General features: G+C 44.3%; 14 protein-coding genes, 16 tRNA genes and 3 rRNA genes. 5 read left to right on the top strand and 28 right to left on the bottom strand.

The annotated features are described in order from the left end of the window. Positions 1 to 53 precede the first annotated feature (53 nt). Positions 54 to 245 (top strand): hypothetical protein, encoded by a 192-nt coding sequence (locus NKR21_RS04645; protein ID WP_012009355.1) that lies wholly within the window; start codon positions 54 to 56, stop codon positions 243 to 245. 55 nt (positions 246 to 300) lie between these two features. After that, complete coding sequence (locus NKR21_RS04640) at positions 301 to 858, top strand: histidine phosphatase family protein (RefSeq protein ID WP_012009354.1); 558 nt, start codon at positions 301 to 303, stop codon at positions 856 to 858. Positions 859 to 876: 18 nt separating this feature from the next. Here the strand turns inward: NKR21_RS04640 and NKR21_RS04635 are convergent, their stop codons facing one another. From NKR21_RS04635 to NKR21_RS04520, 24 genes are all read right to left on the bottom strand, one after another. Then, on the bottom strand, positions 877 to 1,581 hold the full coding sequence (locus tag NKR21_RS04635) for a hypothetical protein (protein ID WP_144458544.1): 705 nt from the start codon (positions 1,579 to 1,581) through the stop codon (positions 877 to 879). 68 nt (positions 1,582 to 1,649) lie between these two features. Then, positions 1,650 to 2,081 carry a DUF7832 domain-containing protein gene (locus NKR21_RS04630; protein ID WP_144458543.1) on the bottom strand — a complete coding sequence of 144 codons (432 nt, stop codon included), beginning with the start codon at positions 2,079 to 2,081 and terminating at the stop codon, positions 1,650 to 1,652. 147 nt (positions 2,082 to 2,228) lie between these two features. Continuing rightward, positions 2,229 to 3,023, bottom strand: a complete 795-nt coding sequence (locus tag NKR21_RS04625; RefSeq protein WP_041815298.1) for a phosphotransferase — start codon at positions 3,021 to 3,023, stop codon at positions 2,229 to 2,231. Positions 3,024 to 3,447: 424 nt separating this feature from the next. Then, positions 3,448 to 3,873: a hypothetical protein gene (locus NKR21_RS04620; RefSeq protein WP_041815295.1), complete on the bottom strand. Its 426-nt coding sequence runs from the start codon at positions 3,871 to 3,873 to the stop codon at positions 3,448 to 3,450. Positions 3,874 to 4,128: 255 nt separating this feature from the next. Then, positions 4,129 to 4,210: transfer RNA gene (locus tag NKR21_RS04615), tRNA-Leu, on the bottom strand. A 36-nt stretch (positions 4,211 to 4,246) separates the two neighbouring features. Then, a tRNA-Leu gene (locus tag NKR21_RS04610) sits at positions 4,247 to 4,335 on the bottom strand. A 13-nt stretch (positions 4,336 to 4,348) separates the two neighbouring features. Then, a tRNA-Cys gene (locus NKR21_RS04605) sits at positions 4,349 to 4,419 on the bottom strand. Positions 4,420 to 4,424: 5 nt separating this feature from the next. Then, positions 4,425 to 4,499 (bottom strand) — tRNA-Gly (locus tag NKR21_RS04600). 7 nt (positions 4,500 to 4,506) lie between these two features. Beyond that, positions 4,507 to 4,578 (bottom strand) — tRNA-Gln (locus NKR21_RS04595). A gap of 9 nt (positions 4,579 to 4,587) precedes the next feature. Next, a tRNA-His gene (locus NKR21_RS04590) sits at positions 4,588 to 4,663 on the bottom strand. A gap of 30 nt (positions 4,664 to 4,693) precedes the next feature. Continuing rightward, a tRNA-Trp gene (locus tag NKR21_RS04585) sits at positions 4,694 to 4,767 on the bottom strand. Between the two features lie 9 nt (positions 4,768 to 4,776). Beyond that, positions 4,777 to 4,861 (bottom strand) — tRNA-Tyr (locus tag NKR21_RS04580). Positions 4,862 to 4,876: 15 nt separating this feature from the next. Beyond that, positions 4,877 to 4,949 (bottom strand) — tRNA-Thr (locus tag NKR21_RS04575). A gap of 6 nt (positions 4,950 to 4,955) precedes the next feature. After that, positions 4,956 to 5,031, bottom strand: a tRNA-Phe gene (locus NKR21_RS04570). 18 nt (positions 5,032 to 5,049) lie between these two features. After that, positions 5,050 to 5,126: transfer RNA gene (locus NKR21_RS04565), tRNA-Asp, on the bottom strand. 22 nt (positions 5,127 to 5,148) lie between these two features. Further along, positions 5,149 to 5,225 (bottom strand) — tRNA-Met (locus NKR21_RS04560). A 15-nt stretch (positions 5,226 to 5,240) separates the two neighbouring features. Beyond that, positions 5,241 to 5,316, bottom strand: a tRNA-Val gene (locus tag NKR21_RS04555). 32 nt (positions 5,317 to 5,348) lie between these two features. Further along, positions 5,349 to 5,423: transfer RNA gene (locus NKR21_RS04550), tRNA-Glu, on the bottom strand. Positions 5,424 to 5,440: 17 nt separating this feature from the next. Next, positions 5,441 to 5,531: transfer RNA gene (locus tag NKR21_RS04545), tRNA-Ser, on the bottom strand. A gap of 4 nt (positions 5,532 to 5,535) precedes the next feature. Next, positions 5,536 to 5,610 (bottom strand) — tRNA-Asn (locus tag NKR21_RS04540). Positions 5,611 to 5,619: 9 nt separating this feature from the next. Beyond that, positions 5,620 to 5,735: ribosomal RNA gene (rrf, locus tag NKR21_RS04535) — 5S ribosomal RNA — on the bottom strand. Between the two features lie 109 nt (positions 5,736 to 5,844). Beyond that, a 23S ribosomal RNA gene (locus NKR21_RS04530) occupies positions 5,845 to 8,775 on the bottom strand. A gap of 182 nt (positions 8,776 to 8,957) precedes the next feature. Further along, positions 8,958 to 10,506 (bottom strand): 16S ribosomal RNA (locus NKR21_RS04525). The 16S, 23S and 5S rRNA genes sit together here with 16 tRNA genes alongside, the layout of an rRNA operon. Before the next feature lie 317 nt (positions 10,507 to 10,823). Further along, on the bottom strand, positions 10,824 to 11,702 hold the full coding sequence (locus NKR21_RS04520) for a nucleotidyltransferase-like protein (RefSeq protein WP_012009349.1): 879 nt from the start codon (positions 11,700 to 11,702) through the stop codon (positions 10,824 to 10,826). A 189-nt stretch (positions 11,703 to 11,891) separates the two neighbouring features. Here NKR21_RS04520 and NKR21_RS04515 point away from each other — a divergent pair, with 189 nt between their 5' ends. Beyond that, complete coding sequence (locus tag NKR21_RS04515; RefSeq protein ID WP_012009348.1) at positions 11,892 to 12,239, top strand: YgzB family protein; 348 nt, start codon at positions 11,892 to 11,894, stop codon at positions 12,237 to 12,239. A 34-nt stretch (positions 12,240 to 12,273) separates the two neighbouring features. On the opposite strand, the gene perR is transcribed toward NKR21_RS04515, so the two are convergent. Continuing rightward, a complete protein-coding gene (gene perR, locus NKR21_RS04510; protein ID WP_012009347.1) occupies positions 12,274 to 12,711 on the bottom strand; it encodes a peroxide-responsive transcriptional repressor PerR in 438 nt (145 codons plus the stop codon). A 158-nt stretch (positions 12,712 to 12,869) separates the two neighbouring features. Then, positions 12,870 to 13,337 carry a thioredoxin-dependent thiol peroxidase gene (gene bcp / locus NKR21_RS04505; RefSeq protein ID WP_012009346.1) on the bottom strand — a complete coding sequence of 156 codons (468 nt, stop codon included), beginning with the start codon at positions 13,335 to 13,337 and terminating at the stop codon, positions 12,870 to 12,872. 129 nt (positions 13,338 to 13,466) lie between these two features. Here bcp and NKR21_RS04500 point away from each other — a divergent pair, with 129 nt between their 5' ends. Together NKR21_RS04500 and NKR21_RS04495 are read left to right on the top strand one after the other, a co-directional pair. Continuing rightward, positions 13,467 to 14,762, top strand: a complete 1,296-nt coding sequence (locus NKR21_RS04500) for a glutamate-1-semialdehyde 2,1-aminomutase (protein ID WP_012009345.1) — start codon at positions 13,467 to 13,469, stop codon at positions 14,760 to 14,762. A 246-nt stretch (positions 14,763 to 15,008) separates the two neighbouring features. Then, on the top strand, positions 15,009 to 16,082 hold the full coding sequence (locus tag NKR21_RS04495; protein WP_012009344.1) for an FUSC family protein: 1,074 nt from the start codon (positions 15,009 to 15,011) through the stop codon (positions 16,080 to 16,082). Between the two features lie 29 nt (positions 16,083 to 16,111). On the opposite strand, the gene NKR21_RS04490 is transcribed toward NKR21_RS04495, so the two are convergent. Further along, complete coding sequence (locus NKR21_RS04490) at positions 16,112 to 17,008, bottom strand: ABC transporter permease (protein ID WP_012009343.1); 897 nt, start codon at positions 17,006 to 17,008, stop codon at positions 16,112 to 16,114. A gap of 17 nt (positions 17,009 to 17,025) precedes the next feature. Further along, positions 17,026 to 18,027, bottom strand: a complete 1,002-nt coding sequence (locus NKR21_RS04485; protein WP_003217874.1) for an ABC transporter permease — start codon at positions 18,025 to 18,027, stop codon at positions 17,026 to 17,028. Between the last annotated feature and the right edge of the window lie 26 nt (positions 18,028 to 18,053).

The raw sequence follows: 18,053 nt of genomic DNA, 5'->3' as shown, positions 1-18,053 counted from the left end.
CTCCCCGTATATTATGTATAAATCCATCTTTTTCATAGAAAAGGGGGCTTCACATGCGCTTGTTTAAGTACTGGAAAAAAAAGCAGCAAACACAGCAGGTCACCTCTGAAAAACAGGAAGACAGCATCCCAATTAACTTCTCCGCACTTCCCTTTGGCACAGACACCGTAGATGATTTTTTGTTCAACTTAGACCTCACCTCGAAGCTCACAGATCCCTATAAAGAAATAGACCCGAGCAAATGAACCTATCCTCATCCAATCCTGGATGATTTTTTTATACTCATGAAAGGTGTGACCTATGAAAACATATTATATCGTTAGACACTGCCAAGCCAATGGACAATCCGAGGATGCGTCTTTAACACTACAAGGCATCGCACAATCTCACGCACTAGCACAGTTCTTTTCCAGCATCCATCTCAATCAGATCATCTCAAGTCCCTATAAGCGAGCGATCCAAACATCTGAGCCTCTTGCTCATGCAAAACAACTCGAAGTGAAAATTGATCAACGCCTCGCTGAACGTGTGCTAAGCAGCAAACCAATGGACAATTGGTATGAGAAACTAAAGCACAGTTTTACGGACTTACATTTGACTTGTGAGGGCGGAGAATCAAGCCTTGAAGCCATGAATCGCATTGTAGAAGTACTCTACGAACAAATAAATTCAGAAAAAGATCATACGCTATTTGTCACACATGGCAATATCATGAGCTTGCTTCTTAAACACGCCGATGCCACGATTGGATTCAAAGAGTGGGAGAAACTAAGCAATCCAGATGTCTATGTCCTGACATATTTCAAACCAGATCATGTAGAAATAGAGCGAATATGGCATAAAGAAACGGCAGAATGAACTCTGCCGTTTCCTCACCTATTGTTGATAATAAAAAGCCTCTACCCACTCATACGGCTTCTGACGCTCCGCACACCATTTCATAAAACCTCTTGTCTCCGTTTGCTGAAATTCCATCCAGTCTGATAAAAGCTGACCATAATAGGCTACTTGTTTTTCAACATTAGTGCGAATCCTCTTATCTTCAATCAGCATCATGACATCTTCAATACCTTGAATTCGCTCTTGGTCTTTCTCATAGGTGCTTAAATAAAGATCTTCATGTATATGATGATACGAATACCATAAAGCAGATAAATAGGTTTCGCAAATTTGAAAAATGACACGCTGCTCCTTGCTGCCTCCAAGCTCTAGTGCTTTCAATAAATAGGGCAGTCCTTCTCCCTGATGCACAAACAAGCCCTGCCAGCGATATGGTCTCACATCAATCGGATCAACCTTCTCCCACTCTTGCAGAACAGGCTGAATCACCCCCATTATCAATGGATACACAAGCACATGATGACCATCCTCAAACCGTTCAATCTTCTCAAACAGCCAAGCAACAAATGAACGCCGTGCTGCAAATTCGGTCTCATTCATCTCTTCAATAAAAAACTGGAGAGCCTTTAACGCATCTTTACGCAGACCCTGTTCTTTCTTCAGACAGTACTGTCTAAAAAGCGGATAATCATGGGATCCTTCGTCTTCAATGATGGTCTGTATAATCGTATTCATTTGCAAGTTAACAACTCCGCCTTTTTAACATTCATTCTATTACTCATTTATATTTGAATCATAAACCTGATTCCTTAACGCTGATTCACCCAATCTAAATAACGTTTTTGAATCACTTTTTTGATTTTTTCGTAGTTCTCCCAACTATCTTTAACATCATATACATCTTCGGCTTCTGGAAATTTCTCCTCATAGTCATCTAAATACAACCCATTTTCAAAATCGAAATAATCTTGGGCAAATTCATTGCCTTCATCATTCAACATATCATTTGAAAACACACCATCACAGTCCATATAAATTTGAGTCCCTGTTACTTCTCGTGATTTGAATTTTTGAATCTCACCCTCAATGTCTTCTTCAAATTCTTCACTGAACAAATCATTATCAATTATCCAACCCAAAAACATGCCTGTATGTACGAAGGCTTGATCAATAGATAAGTCCTTTGGAAAATCCCCATCATAATGATATTTTGCTTTATCATAAACGATCACTTCAAACAACAATTCCAGCCCCCTTCATATCTTCTCTATTTCAAAAATAACTTTAGGTCTAGATAAAGTCAATTTCTTTTAGTCTCTTACGTAAGCGTGATAAGAGTGGTATAAACACCTAATTGTTCCTTCTCTTTTAGAGGGCCCTTGGCATCCTCAAACCCATTCTTTTCTGTGTTCATGAATGAATTGTATGTCTTTTTGATAATGTTCAAGGTGCCCCTCATCAATCATTTTTTGAAAAGCAATATCCCCGTCACTCGCTTTTCGTTTCATGTACTGACATAACCCTTTTAAACGCATCAGCACCATCTCCACATAATCTTCTGCTATTTCCTCACCATAAGCTTCAAAAAACAGTTTGACTCTATACTTTATATGGCCTGCATGTTCTAATGCGTGATAATGAACGATCTCCCCCGCTTCAGTGCGAAAAAATCTACTGAGAGGCACACATGTATAAAGGGTATAAGCGATATCCCAAAGTCTTGGACCCGGAGCAGCTACATCAAAATCAATGATCCCCACTGGCTTTTTATCTTTGAAAATAATGTTGTACATCGCAAAATCATTATGGCACACAACCTCTATGTTGTTAGGCGTATTGTCCATTCGTTCCCAATCGTCTGAAATGGGAAAATCACAAATAGCATCATGATACTGTCTAAGCATTCTCGCTATTTCTTTTAAAGCATTGTGAGAGCACATGTATTCTTCTAAGGGATCATGACCGGCTACACCTTCAATGAAGGACAAGATCTCTCGGCCTTTTTCATCAACCCCTAAAAACTTTGGAGCATAGGAGAAATTCTTTTTTTCTAAATGCTTTAGCAGCTTTCGTATATTAATATTGTCTGACTTTACTTCTCGACGAACCGTATCTCCCGAACGATAAACGTTCGAGACATTTCCACCTGTCAATAACTCCTCATGATCATTTTGTTTTTTCATAAATTCTCCCCTCAAACTGGGTCACAATGATGATGTCAGCTAAAGATGTGTATGTACCCACAAATATTCATTTAGTTATTCAAAGAAAGTGCACTGTTTGATGTGAATGTGCTACACCGTTTTGTTTCCTTCCATGGTTAAATGTATCTTATCAAATGTTGCAAATCATCTAAAGATTAATCTGCTAAAAGAAGTACATACTCTTTATTTTCTAATAGGTTTCTATTTTTTATTTAAATAACTCTTTTAAACCACAAAAAAACGCTTCACCACGAGGGTGGAACGTTAGGTTGACGGTAAAAACCGATTATGAAACTTTTAATAGATACTGGTGGCTGGGGTCAAACCGGCACTCCGCGATCAATTATTCCAAAAAGGCACGGTATCCCCTCTTAAAGTAAAGCACCTCTTAATAAAATAAGAGTTAAAGTTCTTCTTGATATATGTCTAATTTTATCGGCTTTAAACTCAAAGGTATTGTAAACTCATGAATACTTTCAATATGATTAAAAAAATGATCTATATCGTCATAATCCATTGACCATTCTTCTACCACCTTTAACTTTTTTAACTCGCTTGTTGGTTTAAATAAAAATTCACAGTGCAGTTGTTCCATGTGTGAATAATCATCTTCTTCATAAACTGTAAACTGACGTACCAAGTCAAAATGAAATAGTTCCTCTCCTGTAAAATCATAGACACCACACTGAAATAAAATTTCTTTATCTTCTTCGCCCTCAACAGTCTCCTTTGAAAAAGCTTTAAATGTTTCCCAAACCTTTTTTATATCATCGATATCTTCACCAATGCTATCTTTAAGATAACTTTCAGCATTTTTAACCGTAATCATTACAACACCACCTATGTACAATTTATACAATCCTTCTTCAATTATCCTGCCTCTTTAGTTTAATCATAAGGTAACCATCATTAAAGTTAAAGTTAATTTCCTTTGAACACGATTTGAAGAACTTTTTTCGTGTGAAAAATCAGCTAAAAAACAAATAAAAAAACGCCCTCCTACAATTTGTAGAAAGACGTTTGAAACGTAGATATTCCTTTATTCTTCTGTACTTGACGATCATAAAGAATATCTAAATGTAGATACCGGTGGCCGGGGTCGAACCGGCACTCCGTGAGGAACACGATTTTGAGTCGTGCGCGTCTGCCAATTCCGCCACACCGGCATGATCATTAAAGAGCGCAACTTATAATTAAAAACATGGTGCCGAGGGCCGGACTTGAACCGGCACGGTAGTCACCTACCGCAGGATTTTAAGTCCTGTGTGTCTGCCAATTCCACCACCCCGGCAGTCTTTTCAAAAAGGCGACACCCGGATTTGAACCGGGGATAAAGGTTTTGCAGACCTCTGCCTTACCACTTGGCTATGCCGCCATTATTGGAGCGGAAGACGGGATTCGAACCCGCGACCCCCACCTTGGCAAGGTGGTGTTCTACCACTGAACTACTTCCGCAAATTAACTGGGCTAGCTGGATTCGAACCAACGCATGACGGAGTCAAAGTCCGTTGCCTTACCGCTTGGCTATAGCCCAATAATAAAATGGGGCGATTGATGGGAATCGAACCCACGAGTGCCAGAGCCACAATCTGGTGCGTTAACCACTTCGCCACAACCGCCATAGATGTTATGAATCATATTAAGAAAATTGGCAGGGGCAGTAGGAATCGAACCCACACCGGAGGTTTTGGAGACCTCTGTTCTACCTTTAAACTATGCCCCTATGAAAAAATGGTGGAGGGGGGCGGATTCGAACCGCCGAACCCGGAGGGAGCGGATTTACAGTCCGCCGCGTTTAGCCACTTCGCTACCCCTCCACATTTGAAAAACAGTGCCGGCAAGAGGACTTGAACCCCCAACCTACTGATTACAAGTCAGTTGCTCTACCAATTGAGCTACACCGGCAAATAGTGGTGGCTCGGGACGGAATCGAACCGCCGACACACGGATTTTCAGTCCGTTGCTCTACCAACTGAGCTACCGAGCCATGTATTCTTTTTAAAAATGGCGGTCCGGACGGGACTCGAACCCGCGACCTCCTGCGTGACAGGCAGGCATTCTAACCAACTGAACTACCGGACCATTTTGGTTGTATAAAATAATTTGGTTGCGGGGGCAGGATTTGAACCTGCGACCTTCGGGTTATGAGCCCGACGAGCTACCGAACTGCTCCACCCCGCGATGATATAAAAGATATGGTGGAGGATGACGGGCTCGAACCGCCGACCCTCTGCTTGTAAGGCAGATGCTCTCCCAGCTGAGCTAATCCTCCGAATAAAAAACACTGGTGTATATTCTATAAAATGGTGACCCGTACGGGATTCGAACCCGTGTTACCGCCGTGAAAGGGCGGTGTCTTAACCGCTTGACCAACGGGCCCTCTATTATGTAAATTGTGGCGGAGAGCAAGGGATTCGAACCCTTGAGACGGGGTTACCGCCTACACGATTTCCAATCGTGCTCCTTCGGCCACTCGGACAGCTCTCCAAATTGGCTCCGCAGGTAGGATTCGAACCTACGACCGATCGGTTAACAGCCGATAGCTCTACCACTGAGCTACTGCGGAATGAAGAAAGCCTGGCGATGTCCTACTCTCACAGGGGGAGACCCCCAACTACCATCGGCGCTGAAGAGCTTAACTTCCGTGTTCGGTATGGGAACGGGTGTGACCTCTTCGCCATCATCACCAGACAATTTAGTGACAAAAGATATTATACTATGTATTGAAAATAAATCAAGAGAAATTTAAAAAATATTCTCTCAAAACTAGATAACAATGTTCAAACTTCACAATAGAATATAGGTTAAGTCCTCGATCTATTAGTATCTGTCAGCTCCACGTGTCACCACGCTTCCACCTCAGACCTATCAACCTGATCATCTTTCAGGGATCTTACTTCCTTGCGGAATGGGAAATCTCATCTTGAGGGGGGCTTCATGCTTAGATGCTTTCAGCACTTATCCCGTCCGCACATAGCTACCCAGCGATGCCCTTGGCAGAACAACTGGTACACCAGCGGTGCGTCCATCCCGGTCCTCTCGTACTAAGGACAGCTCCTCTCAAATTTCCTGCGCCCGCGACGGATAGGGACCGAACTGTCTCACGACGTTCTGAACCCAGCTCGCGTACCGCTTTAATGGGCGAACAGCCCAACCCTTGGGACCGACTACAGCCCCAGGATGCGATGAGCCGACATCGAGGTGCCAAACCTCCCCGTCGATGTGGACTCTTGGGGGAGATAAGCCTGTTATCCCCGGGGTAGCTTTTATCCGTTGAGCGATGGCCCTTCCATGCGGAACCACCGGATCACTAAGCCCGACTTTCGTCCCTGCTCGACTTGTAGGTCTCGCAGTCAAGCTCCCTTGTGCCTTTACACTCTGCGAATGATTTCCAACCATTCTGAGGGAACCTTTGGGCGCCTCCGTTACATTTTAGGAGGCGACCGCCCCAGTCAAACTGCCCACCTGACACTGTCTCCCTGCCCGATAAGGGCAGCGGGTTAGAAGGTCAATACAGCCAGGGTAGTATCCCACCGATGCCTCCACCGAAGCTAGCGCTCCGGTTTCCAAGGCTCCTACCTATCCTGTACAAGCTGTACCAACATTCAATATCAGGCTGCAGTAAAGCTCCACGGGGTCTTTCCGTCCTGTCGCGGGTAACCTGCATCTTCACAGGTACTATAATTTCACCGAGTCTCTCGTTGAGACAGTGCCCAGATCGTTGCGCCTTTCGTGCGGGTCGGAACTTACCCGACAAGGAATTTCGCTACCTTAGGACCGTTATAGTTACGGCCGCCGTTTACTGGGGCTTCAATTCGCACCTTCGCTTACGCTAAGCGCTCCTCTTAACCTTCCAGCACCGGGCAGGCGTCAGCCCCTATACTTCGCCTTACGGCTTCGCAGAGACCTGTGTTTTTGCTAAACAGTCGCCTGGGCCTATTCACTGCGGCTTCTCGGGGCTTTAACACCCTAAGAAGCACCCCTTCTCCCGAAGTTACGGGGTCATTTTGCCGAGTTCCTTAACGAGAGTTCTCTCGATCACCTTAGGATTCTCTCCTCGCCTACCTGTGTCGGTTTGCGGTACGGGCACCTCTCACCTCGCTAGAGGCTTTTCTTGGCAGTGTGGAATCAGGAACTTCGCTACTAAATTTCGCTCGCCATCACAGCTCAGCCTTCACGGGAAACGGATTTGCCTATTTCCCAGCCTAACTGCTTGGACGCGGATATCCAATACCGCGCTTACCCTATCCTCCTGCGTCCCCCCATTGCTCAAATGGTGAGGAGGTGGTACAGGAATATCAACCTGTTGTCCATCGCCTACGCCTTTCGGCCTCGGCTTAGGTCCCGACTAACCCTGAGCGGACGAGCCTTCCTCAGGAAACCTTAGGCATTCGGTGGACGGGATTCTCACCCGTCTTTCGCTACTCATACCGGCATTCTCACTTCTAAGCGCTCCACCAGTCCTTCCGGTCTGACTTCACAGCACTTAGAACGCTCTCCTACCACTGTTCGTTAGAACAGTCCGCAGCTTCGGTGATACGTTTAGCCCCGGTACATTTTCGGCGCAGAGTCACTCGACCAGTGAGCTATTACGCACTCTTTAAATGGTGGCTGCTTCTAAGCCAACATCCTGGTTGTCTAAGCAACTCCACATCCTTTTCCACTTAACGTATACTTTGGGACCTTAGCTGGCGGTCTGGGCTGTTTCCCTTTCGACTACGGATCTTATCACTCGCAGTCTGACTCCCAAGGATAAGTCATCGGCATTCGGAGTTTGACTGAATTCGGTAACCCGGTAGGGGCCCCTAGTCCAATCAGTGCTCTACCTCCGAGACTCTTACCTTGAGGCTAGCCCTAAAGCTATTTCGGAGAGAACCAGCTATCTCCAGGTTCGATTGGCATTTCACCCCTACCCACACCTCATCCCCGCACTTTTCAACGTGCGTGGGTTCGGGCCTCCATTCAGTGTTACCTGAACTTCACCCTGGACATGGGTAGATCACCTGGTTTCGGGTCTACGACCACGTACTCATGCGCCCTATTCAGACTCGCTTTCGCTGCGGCTCCGCATCTTCTGCTTAACCTTGCACGGGATCGTAACTCGCCGGTTCATTCTACAAAAGGCACGCCATCACCCTTTAACGGGCTCTGACTACTTGTAGGCACACGGTTTCAGGATCTATTTCACTCCCCTTCCGGGGTGCTTTTCACCTTTCCCTCACGGTACTGGTTCACTATCGGTCACTAGGGAGTATTTAGCCTTGGGAGATGGTCCTCCCGGATTCCGACGGAATTTCACGTGTTCCGCCGTACTCAGGATCCACTCTGGAGAGAACAACATTTCAGTTACAGGGCTGTTACCTTCTTTGGCGGGCCTTTCCAGACCTCTTCGCTTATATCGTTCCTTTGTAACTCCGTATAGAGTGTCCTACAACCCCAAGAGGCAAGCCTCTTGGTTTGGGCTGTTCCCGTTTCGCTCGCCGCTACTCAGGGAATCGCATTTGCTTTCTCTTCCTCCGGGTACTTAGATGTTTCAGTTCCCCGGGTATGCCTTCTCATACTCTATGTATTCAAGTATGGATACTACTCCATTACGAGCAGTGGGTTTCCCCATTCGGAAATCTCCGGATCAAAGCTTGCTTACAGCTCCCCGAAGCATATCGGTGTTCGTCCCGTCCTTCATCGGCTCCTAGTGCCAAGGCATCCACCGTGCGCCCTTTCTAACTTAACCATTTCTTACTTTAGAAAGAATCACTATGTGTGATGAACTTTGCATTGCATTCAATGTGAATGTATTACTTATTGTTATCTAGTTTTCAAAGAACAATCCTGTCTCGCTAGAGACATGTTTTGAAGGAATGATCCTTCAAAACTAAACAAGACGAAAACGCACGCTGCTCCATATATCCTTAGAAAGGAGGTGATCCAGCCGCACCTTCCGATACGGCTACCTTGTTACGACTTCACCCCAATCATCTGTCCCACCTTCGGCGGCTGGCTCCATAAAGGTTACCTCACCGACTTCGGGTGTTACAAACTCTCGTGGTGTGACGGGCGGTGTGTACAAGGCCCGGGAACGTATTCACCGCGGCATGCTGATCCGCGATTACTAGCGATTCCAGCTTCACGCAGTCGAGTTGCAGACTGCGATCCGAACTGAGAACAGATTTATGGGATTGGCTAAACCTTGCGGTCTCGCAGCCCTTTGTTCTGTCCATTGTAGCACGTGTGTAGCCCAGGTCATAAGGGGCATGATGATTTGACGTCATCCCCACCTTCCTCCGGTTTGTCACCGGCAGTCACCTTAGAGTGCCCAACTAAATGCTGGCAACTAAGATCAAGGGTTGCGCTCGTTGCGGGACTTAACCCAACATCTCACGACACGAGCTGACGACAACCATGCACCACCTGTCACTCTGTCCCCGAAGGGAAAGCCCTATCTCTAGGGTTGTCAGAGGATGTCAAGACCTGGTAAGGTTCTTCGCGTTGCTTCGAATTAAACCACATGCTCCACCGCTTGTGCGGGCCCCCGTCAATTCCTTTGAGTTTCAGTCTTGCGACCGTACTCCCCAGGCGGAGTGCTTAATGCGTTAGCTGCAGCACTAAGGGGCGGAAACCCCCTAACACTTAGCACTCATCGTTTACGGCGTGGACTACCAGGGTATCTAATCCTGTTCGCTCCCCACGCTTTCGCTCCTCAGCGTCAGTTACAGACCAGAGAGTCGCCTTCGCCACTGGTGTTCCTCCACATCTCTACGCATTTCACCGCTACACGTGGAATTCCACTCTCCTCTTCTGCACTCAAGTTTCCCAGTTTCCAATGACCCTCCCCGGTTGAGCCGGGGGCTTTCACATCAGACTTAAGAAACCGCCTGCGAGCCCTTTACGCCCAATAATTCCGGACAACGCTTGCCACCTACGTATTACCGCGGCTGCTGGCACGTAGTTAGCCGTGGCTTTCTGGTTAGGTACCGTCAAGGTGCGAGCAGTTACTCTCGCACTTGTTCTTCCCTAACAACAGAGCTTTACGATCCGAAAACCTTCATCACTCACGCGGCGTTGCTCCGTCAGACTTTCGTCCATTGCGGAAGATTCCCTACTGCTGCCTCCCGTAGGAGTCTGGGCCGTGTCTCAGTCCCAGTGTGGCCGATCACCCTCTCAGGTCGGCTACGCATCGTCGCCTTGGTGAGCCATTACCCCACCAACTAGCTAATGCGCCGCGGGTCCATCTGTAAGTGACAGCCGAAACCGTCTTTCATCCTTGAACCATGCGGTTCAAGGAACTATCCGGTATTAGCTCCGGTTTCCCGGAGTTATCCCAGTCTTACAGGCAGGTTACCCACGTGTTACTCACCCGTCCGCCGCTAACATCCGGGAGCAAGCTCCCTTCTGTTCGCTCGACTTGCATGTATTAGGCACGCCGCCAGCGTTCGTCCTGAGCCAGGATCAAACTCTCCGAGGTATGCAGGATGCATATCACACATGCGTTGCTACACGATGTAGCGAACTTAGCATGTGATCATTTCCTGCCTCGTCAGCGTTTGACTGACTACCTATGAAACATCATAGGATTTTTTATAAAAACTCGAATTAACAGGTACGTTTTGTCTTGTTTAGTTTTCAAAGATCATCTTCGTCGTCTCTCAGAGGCGACTTTCTCAATATAACATTTTGACGCTGTGGGCGTCAAGTGTTTTTTAGAATTTCTTTTTGTCAGCTTTTCATTCAAAGCAACTTGGTTGCTCGTTAGCGACGTATAATAATATACCATCATAATATTCAAGCGTCAACATCTTTTTTCACAAAATATCCTCGATGATAGATTTTTTGTCCCTTTGTCTCAATCGGCTCCACTTGAACAATTCCTTTTTCCACAAAGAAATCAATCATGACGCTAAGGTCAGGCGTAAAATACTTGAGGTCAGGATGCGCGAGAAGCTCTCCAAAAAGCCATATATCTTGCTGTTCCATGACATGACGCAAATGAGCGGCGCCAATTTCTGCTTTTGAATGGATCAAAAAGTCATTTGCTAAAAATAAAAGTTCCAAACGCTTATGAAGGCTTTCATGGCTTTCAATGAGTTCTGAATAAAGTTTATAAACTTCCGGTTCCATATGTCGTACCTGATTCCAAACTGTCACTTCTGGATGGAAGCCTTTATCGATGACTTCAATACGTGCCAAATGATGCAGCGCATGCACAATTGAATTATATGCATCAAGGAATTGATTTGACTCAAAAAATGCTTTTCCTTCTATATACCTTCGAATAAGCTTGCCGTATTCTAAACCGATTTTAAGTTTGCGGTTTGAAAATGGGAATGTACTCAGGTCATCAATTAAGTTGAAAATATATTCATTTCGATCAAATAGGACTTTCCCATTTAAAATCCAATCAATGATACGGCGATTCGTGCCAAGGGTAATCCATTCCTTCAACTGCTCATCTGTGACAACATTTAAAGAAGCTGTTTGGTGAGCAGATTCATAGTGCTTGATAAATAACGGCTCTTCCGCTTCTTTTACAATGACTAAAAGTGCTGCATCAAAGTTATCCGTCTCAGAAGATACTTTGTGTCTTCTTTCTACTATAATCACAGCCAATGTGTCTGGGTGACTTGCTCTCTCTTGATAAATAGGACGGAGAAGATTTTCCATAGTGATTCCTCCAATACTCGGGTGTAAAGTTCTTCTCTAATGCTATGTATTTCTCCTCATAGAATCAAAATTCCTTCAATTCAAGAAAAAAGATCATTGAATCATTATAAGCAATTTATTCACAAAACTCTATAACTAATTCAAACAGAAAGGTAAAATGTGCTATATTGGAGACAAGGGGGACTAGGGATGGCGAAATACTCCAGTAAGATTAATAAAATCAGAACATTTGCACTTAGTTTGGTTTTTGTTGGCTTTCTGATCATGTATATCGGTGTGTTCTTCAAAGAATCGATTTGGCTGTCGACTTTCTTTATGCTACTCGGCGTCTTATCGATCGGATTGAGTACAGTGGTTTACTTTTGGATCGGTATGCTTTCTACGAAGGCAGTCCGTGTGGTATGTCCAGGCTGTGAGAAGGAAACAAAAGTGCTTGGGCGGGTGGACATGTGCATGCATTGCAGAGAGCCGCTTACACTCGATCCAGGATTAGAAGGCAAAGAGTTTGATGAATCCTACAATCGAAAAAAGTCATAAAAAAAGCTGACCGGTTAAATGGTCAGCTTTTTCATTAATGATTTTCTTTTTTCGCACATTCTTGACAAGTCCCATAGATCTCCAAGCGATGATGACTAACTTTAAAGCCCGTCACATGGGATGCAAGCTGTTCCACTTCATCAAGGCCAGGATAATGAAAGTCCACTATTTTTCCGCAGTTTTCACAAATCGCATGGTAATGGTCGGATGTCGCAAAATCAAATCGGCTTGAGGAATCACCGTACGTTAATTCCTTTACTAATCCAGATTCCCGGAAGACTCGTAAATTGTTGTAAACCGTTGCGACACTCATATTTGGAAATTTACCTTCAAGTGCTTTATATATATCGTCCGCGGTTGGGTGAGTCATAGAATTTACGAGAAACTCCAAGATGGCATGGCGCTGCGGAGTAATTCGAACACCGGTTTCTTTTAAAGCATCTAAAGCGTCTTTTAGTTCGTGAGCAGCCATTTCATCATGCACCTCTCTTCAAAAATATTCTTATATTATAATCTTTATAAATAGTGTACCCCCAGAGCCGAATCTTTGTCAATTACAATCCTCTTTTTTACCTATTCTACTTCACAAAAAAAGACCGGCATGTCTGCCAGTCCGATCCTGTGAAGATATTAAGCGTGAGCTTTTAGTTCCTCAAGCGCTTCTTCTACGTGGTCTTTCACCTTAACTTTTCTCCACTCTTTCACAAGCGTTCCTTCTTTATTAATAAGAAACGTTGAACGTTCGATGCCCATGTATTCTTTGCCAAAGTTCTTTTTCAGCTTCCACACTCCAAAGGCTTCAGACAATTTCTGTTCATCATCTACAAGAAGTAAGAACGGTAAATCATGTTTTTCTTTAAACTTTTGATGCTTGTCCTGACTGTCTGGGCTTACGCCGATAATGACAGCATCTAATTCTGCAAAGCTTTGATGGCGATCACGGAAATCACATGCTTCTGTTGTACAGCCGGGTGTCATATCTTTTGGATAGAAATAAAGGACAATATGTTTTCCTTTAAAGTCGGAAAGCTTTACTTTCTCCCCGTTGTCACCAGTTAATTCAATCTCAGGTACTTGCTGGCCTACTTCGATTGTCATAACACAATCCCTCCAACCTATTTTTTAAATAGCCTATCCAATTTTGAGAGGATATTCAACTAAGGACGCTTGCATCGACATGTTAAAATAATGATAGACGACGTGATACGTTGAGATAGGAGGCTATTTATGAAATTCACAGAATCAGAAAAATTACATCAAGAGGCGCTGGAGCATATTGTTGGAGGTGTCAACAGCCCCTCTCGTTCATATAAGGCAGTAGGTGGCGGTTCACCCGTAGCTATGGAAAAAGGAGAAGGCGCTTATTTTTGGGATGTTGACGGAAATCGCTATATCGATTACTTAGCAGCATACGGCCCTATTATTACGGGACATGCCCACCCTCATATTACAAAAGCGATTACAAAAGCGGCTGAATCAGGTGTTCTTTACGGAACGCCAACGAAGCATGAAGTCACTTTTGCCAAAATGCTGAAAGAAGCTATGCCTGCTTTGGACAAAGTTCGCTTTGTCAATTCAGGTACTGAAGCCGTGATGACAACGATTCGTGTGGCACGTGCTTATACAGGCAGAACAAAGATCATTAAGTTTGCCGGGTGCTATCACGGTCACTCTGATCTTGTACTTGTAGCAGCTGGCTCTGGTCCTTCCACTTTAGGAACCCCTGATTCAGCAGGCGTACCAAAAAGCATTGCCAATGAAGTCATTACCGTTCCATTTAATGATATTGACAGCTACAAAGAAGCATTGGATCGATGGGGCGATGAAGTCGCAGCTGTCCTTGTCGAGCCAATTGTCGGGAACTTCGGCATCGTGGAGCCTAAGGACGGTTTCCTGCAACAAGTCAATGACCTCACTCATGAAAAGGGCGCACTTGTGATCTATGATGAAGTGATTACAGCTTTCCGCTTTATGTACGGAGGCGCACAGGACTTGCTTCAAGTAAAACCTGACCTCACCGCATTAGGAAAAATCATTGGTGGCGGACTCCCGATCGGTGCTTATGGGGGTAAAAAAGAAATTATGGAGCAAGTCGCTCCTCTTGGACCGGCCTATCAAGCTGGCACGATGGCAGGAAATCCTGCATCCATTCTTTCTGGAATTGCCTGCTTGGAAGTGTTAAAACAAGATGGTGTTTATGAGCGTCTAGATCAGCTTGGCGCTATGCTAGAAGAAGGCATTTTAGCCCATGCCAAAAAACATCAAGTAGATATTACAGTGAATCGCTTAAAAGGGGCTCTCACTGTATATTTCACAAAAGAAACCATTGTAAACTATGAGCAGGCTGAAAATACGGATGGCGAAATGTTTGCCCGCTTCTTTAAATTAATGCTTTCACAAGGGATTAACCTCGCTCCTTCTAAATATGAAGCTTGGTTCTTAACGATCGCACATACTGAAAAAGATATTTCTGAGACGCTGCAAGCAGTAGATCGTGCGTTTGAACAGTTGAAACAATCATAATAGGGTCAAAAACAGGCGTAAAAAAATGCGCCTGTTTTTTTATTGACCAGCTCTTGTTTGTCAAAAGCGTGTGAATCTGTTACATTTCTTCTCAATACCTTCTTTTGATGTTTTCATGAACTTTCAAAAATCACTTGAATATTTCGGAAGACCGCTGTATATTACTTAGTTGTTCATCAAAATATTTATAATAAATGACGAGTGATCATCTATTATCTAAAAGAAAGGAATGCAGGGACAAAACCAATGAAACTTGGAGCCCGTATTTTAAAAACTGGTATTGCCATTGTACTCGCGCTTTACCTGGCAACATGGCTTGGGTTGCCAACACCCGTCTTCGCGGGGATTGCAGCTGTATTTGCTATCCAGCCATCTATTTATCGATCTTTTTTAACGATTGTTGATCAAGTGCAAGCCAATATTATTGGAGCAGCACTTGCCATTACGTTCGGCCTGCTTTTTGGCACTGGACCAGTCATTATCGGTTTAACCGCCGTCATGGTCATTGCCATTAATTTAAAGCTGAAGATTGAACACACGATTCCAATTGCACTTGTAACCGTCATTGCGATTTTAGAAAGTGCAGGGGATCATTTCCTTTCCTTTGCCTTAATTCGAACAGCTACTGTGGTGTTAGGAGTTCTTTCATCATTTTTAGTAAATTTAATCTTCCTGCCGCCAAAGTATGAAACAAAGCTTGTTCATCACATTATGGAAAATACGGAGGAGATTTTAAAATGGATTCGACTGAGCTCCAGACAGTCTACTGATCATTCCACTTTAAAGGATGACATCGATCAAATAAAAGAACGCATGATCAAATTAGATCACATTTACTTGTTATACAAAGAAGAACGAAGCTATTTAAAGAAAACAACCTATGTAAAATCAAGAAAGCTCGTTTTGTTCAGACAGGCCATTATGGCATCGAATCGCGCTCTTTACTTGCTGAAAAAGCTTCATAAATTAGAAAATGAAATTCACTTGATGCCAGAGCATTTCAGGGAAAGCTTAACAGATGAAATTGATTACTTACTGTATTGGCATGAGCGCACCTTGATGAAATTCGTCGGTAAAATGAAACCGCAGGATGATGAATTTCAAAATGAATGCTCTCTTCGCCTTGAAACGTTAACGAAATCTTTTATCCAGCATCAGCAAAACCAAGAAAATGACTTGCTCGATTACAATATGCTAAATGTTATGTCCAGCATCATCGAATACCGTGATGAACTAGAGCATTTAGATACATTGATTACAAGCTTCCAGACGTATCACCCAAAAGACAGTGAAATTGAGACAGAAGAAAAAGAAGCATAGACAGAAAAGACCAATTCATAGAATTGGTCTTATTTTATTTTCTTCATTTTAGGATCCAGTGTGTCACGTAATCCATCTCCCATCAGGTTAAAACCTAAAACTGTCAGCATGATCGCGACGCCTGGGAAAATTAATGTCCAAGGGGCTTGAACGAGATAAGGTCTCGCATCGGCGAGCATTTTCCCCCACTCTGGGCTTGGTGCCTGTGCACCTAATCCTAAAAAACCTAAAGCCGCTGCTTCGATAATCGCTGTTCCGATCGCAAGCGTTGCCTGCACGATGACTGGCACCATACTGTTTGGCAGAATATGACGCAGCACGATGCGGCGGTGTGACATCCCAACCGCCTTTGCTGCTAGCACATATTCTTCTTGTTTAATACTCAGCACTTTTGAACGAACGAGCCGTCCAAAGGTTGGGACATTAATAATCGCAATGGCAATAAGGGCATTTTGTAAGGAGGGGCCTAAGATGGAGACGATCGCAATCGCTAGTAGAATACTAGGAAAAGCGAGTAAAATATCAAACAATCTCGAGATCACAGCATCTAGCATTCTTCCGCCATAACCTGCAATCAACCCAAGCAGTGTGCCTAAAATGACAGACCCGAGAACCGAGAAGAAACCAACCCATAAGGAAATCCGCGCGCCATGCACAACTCTTGAAAATATATCTCTGCCAAAATCATCTGTACCAAACCAGTGCGCAGCTGAAGGGGCACTAAATCGTTCACCGAGAGATTGTTCATTGATTTCAAAAGGAGCAATGAGCGGTGCGAATACCGCTAAGATGAGAAATAAAAAGACAATCACACTACCAATGACCGCCAGTTTGTGCTGAAAGAACAGCTTCATCGATTCAAGAATCAATGATTGAGAGCGTTCTTCTTTTGGTTGAGGTGGTTCAAGCTCTTTTTGTGCTTCCATGTGATCACTCTCCCTCCCTAATATTTAATCCTTGGATCAATGACCGCATACAAGATGTCCACAATGAAATTGATCAGGACAAATATGAGCGCAACGACGAGAATGCCAGTTTGAATGACGGGGTAATCTCGATAGCTGATAGCGTCATATATATACCGTCCAATGCCCGGCCATGCAAAAATGGTCTCTGTTAAAATGGCCCCGCCTAGCAAGAGACCTGTCTGAAGACCAATAATCGTCAAGATCGGAATAAGTGCATTTTTCAGCCCATGCTGATAAATGATGAAAAATGAACGTACTCCTTTTGCTTTTGCTGTTCGAATAAAGTCTGAATGAAGCACTTCCAGCATACTTGCCCTTGTTATCCTTGCAATAATCGCAGCAGGGATTGTGGCAAGTGCTGTACTTGGTAAGATCAAATGCTTGATGCTGTCAGTAAATTGATCAAATCGGCCTTGCAAAAGCGTGTCCAGCGTATGAATGTAGGTGATTGACTCCACTGGATTTCTGACGTTTTCACGGCCTGTTGTCGGTAAAATACCCAATTCAATTGAGAACAGCCATTGTCCCATTAAGCCTAACCAGAAAATCGGCATGGACACTCCAATGAGCGCAATAAACATCGCAACATAATCAAAGAAAGAATGTTTAAACCAAGCACTGATGATTCCGGCATTTACCCCCACAACGATCGCCAGCACCATGGCAAAAAAGGTCAATTCTAACGTCGCAAATAAGTACGGTTTCATTTCCTGGGCAATAGCCGCTCCTGTTCGTATCGAAGTCCCTAAATCTCCTTTTAAAAGGCCTAGCATGTAATGTCCGTATTGAACATACCAAGGCTGGTTTAAACCGAGCTGGATGGTTAACTGTTCTACTGCTTCTTTCGTTGCCCGCTGCCCTAAGATAACCTGAGCTGGGTTCCCTGGAATAAACCGTATAATTGAAAACACGACCAATGTCATTCCGATCAATACTGGGATGAGCATTCCTGCCCGCTTCATACAATAAGCAAACAAACAGCTTTCACCGCCTTTTTCTTTGT

Source organism: Bacillus sp. 1735sda2 (genome assembly GCF_024159245.1).
Lineage (GTDB): Bacteria > Bacillota > Bacilli > Bacillales > Bacillaceae > Bacillus > Bacillus pumilus_O.
The sequence above is the reverse complement of the archived record's forward strand: the minus strand, read 5'-3'. Positions and strand labels throughout refer to the sequence as shown.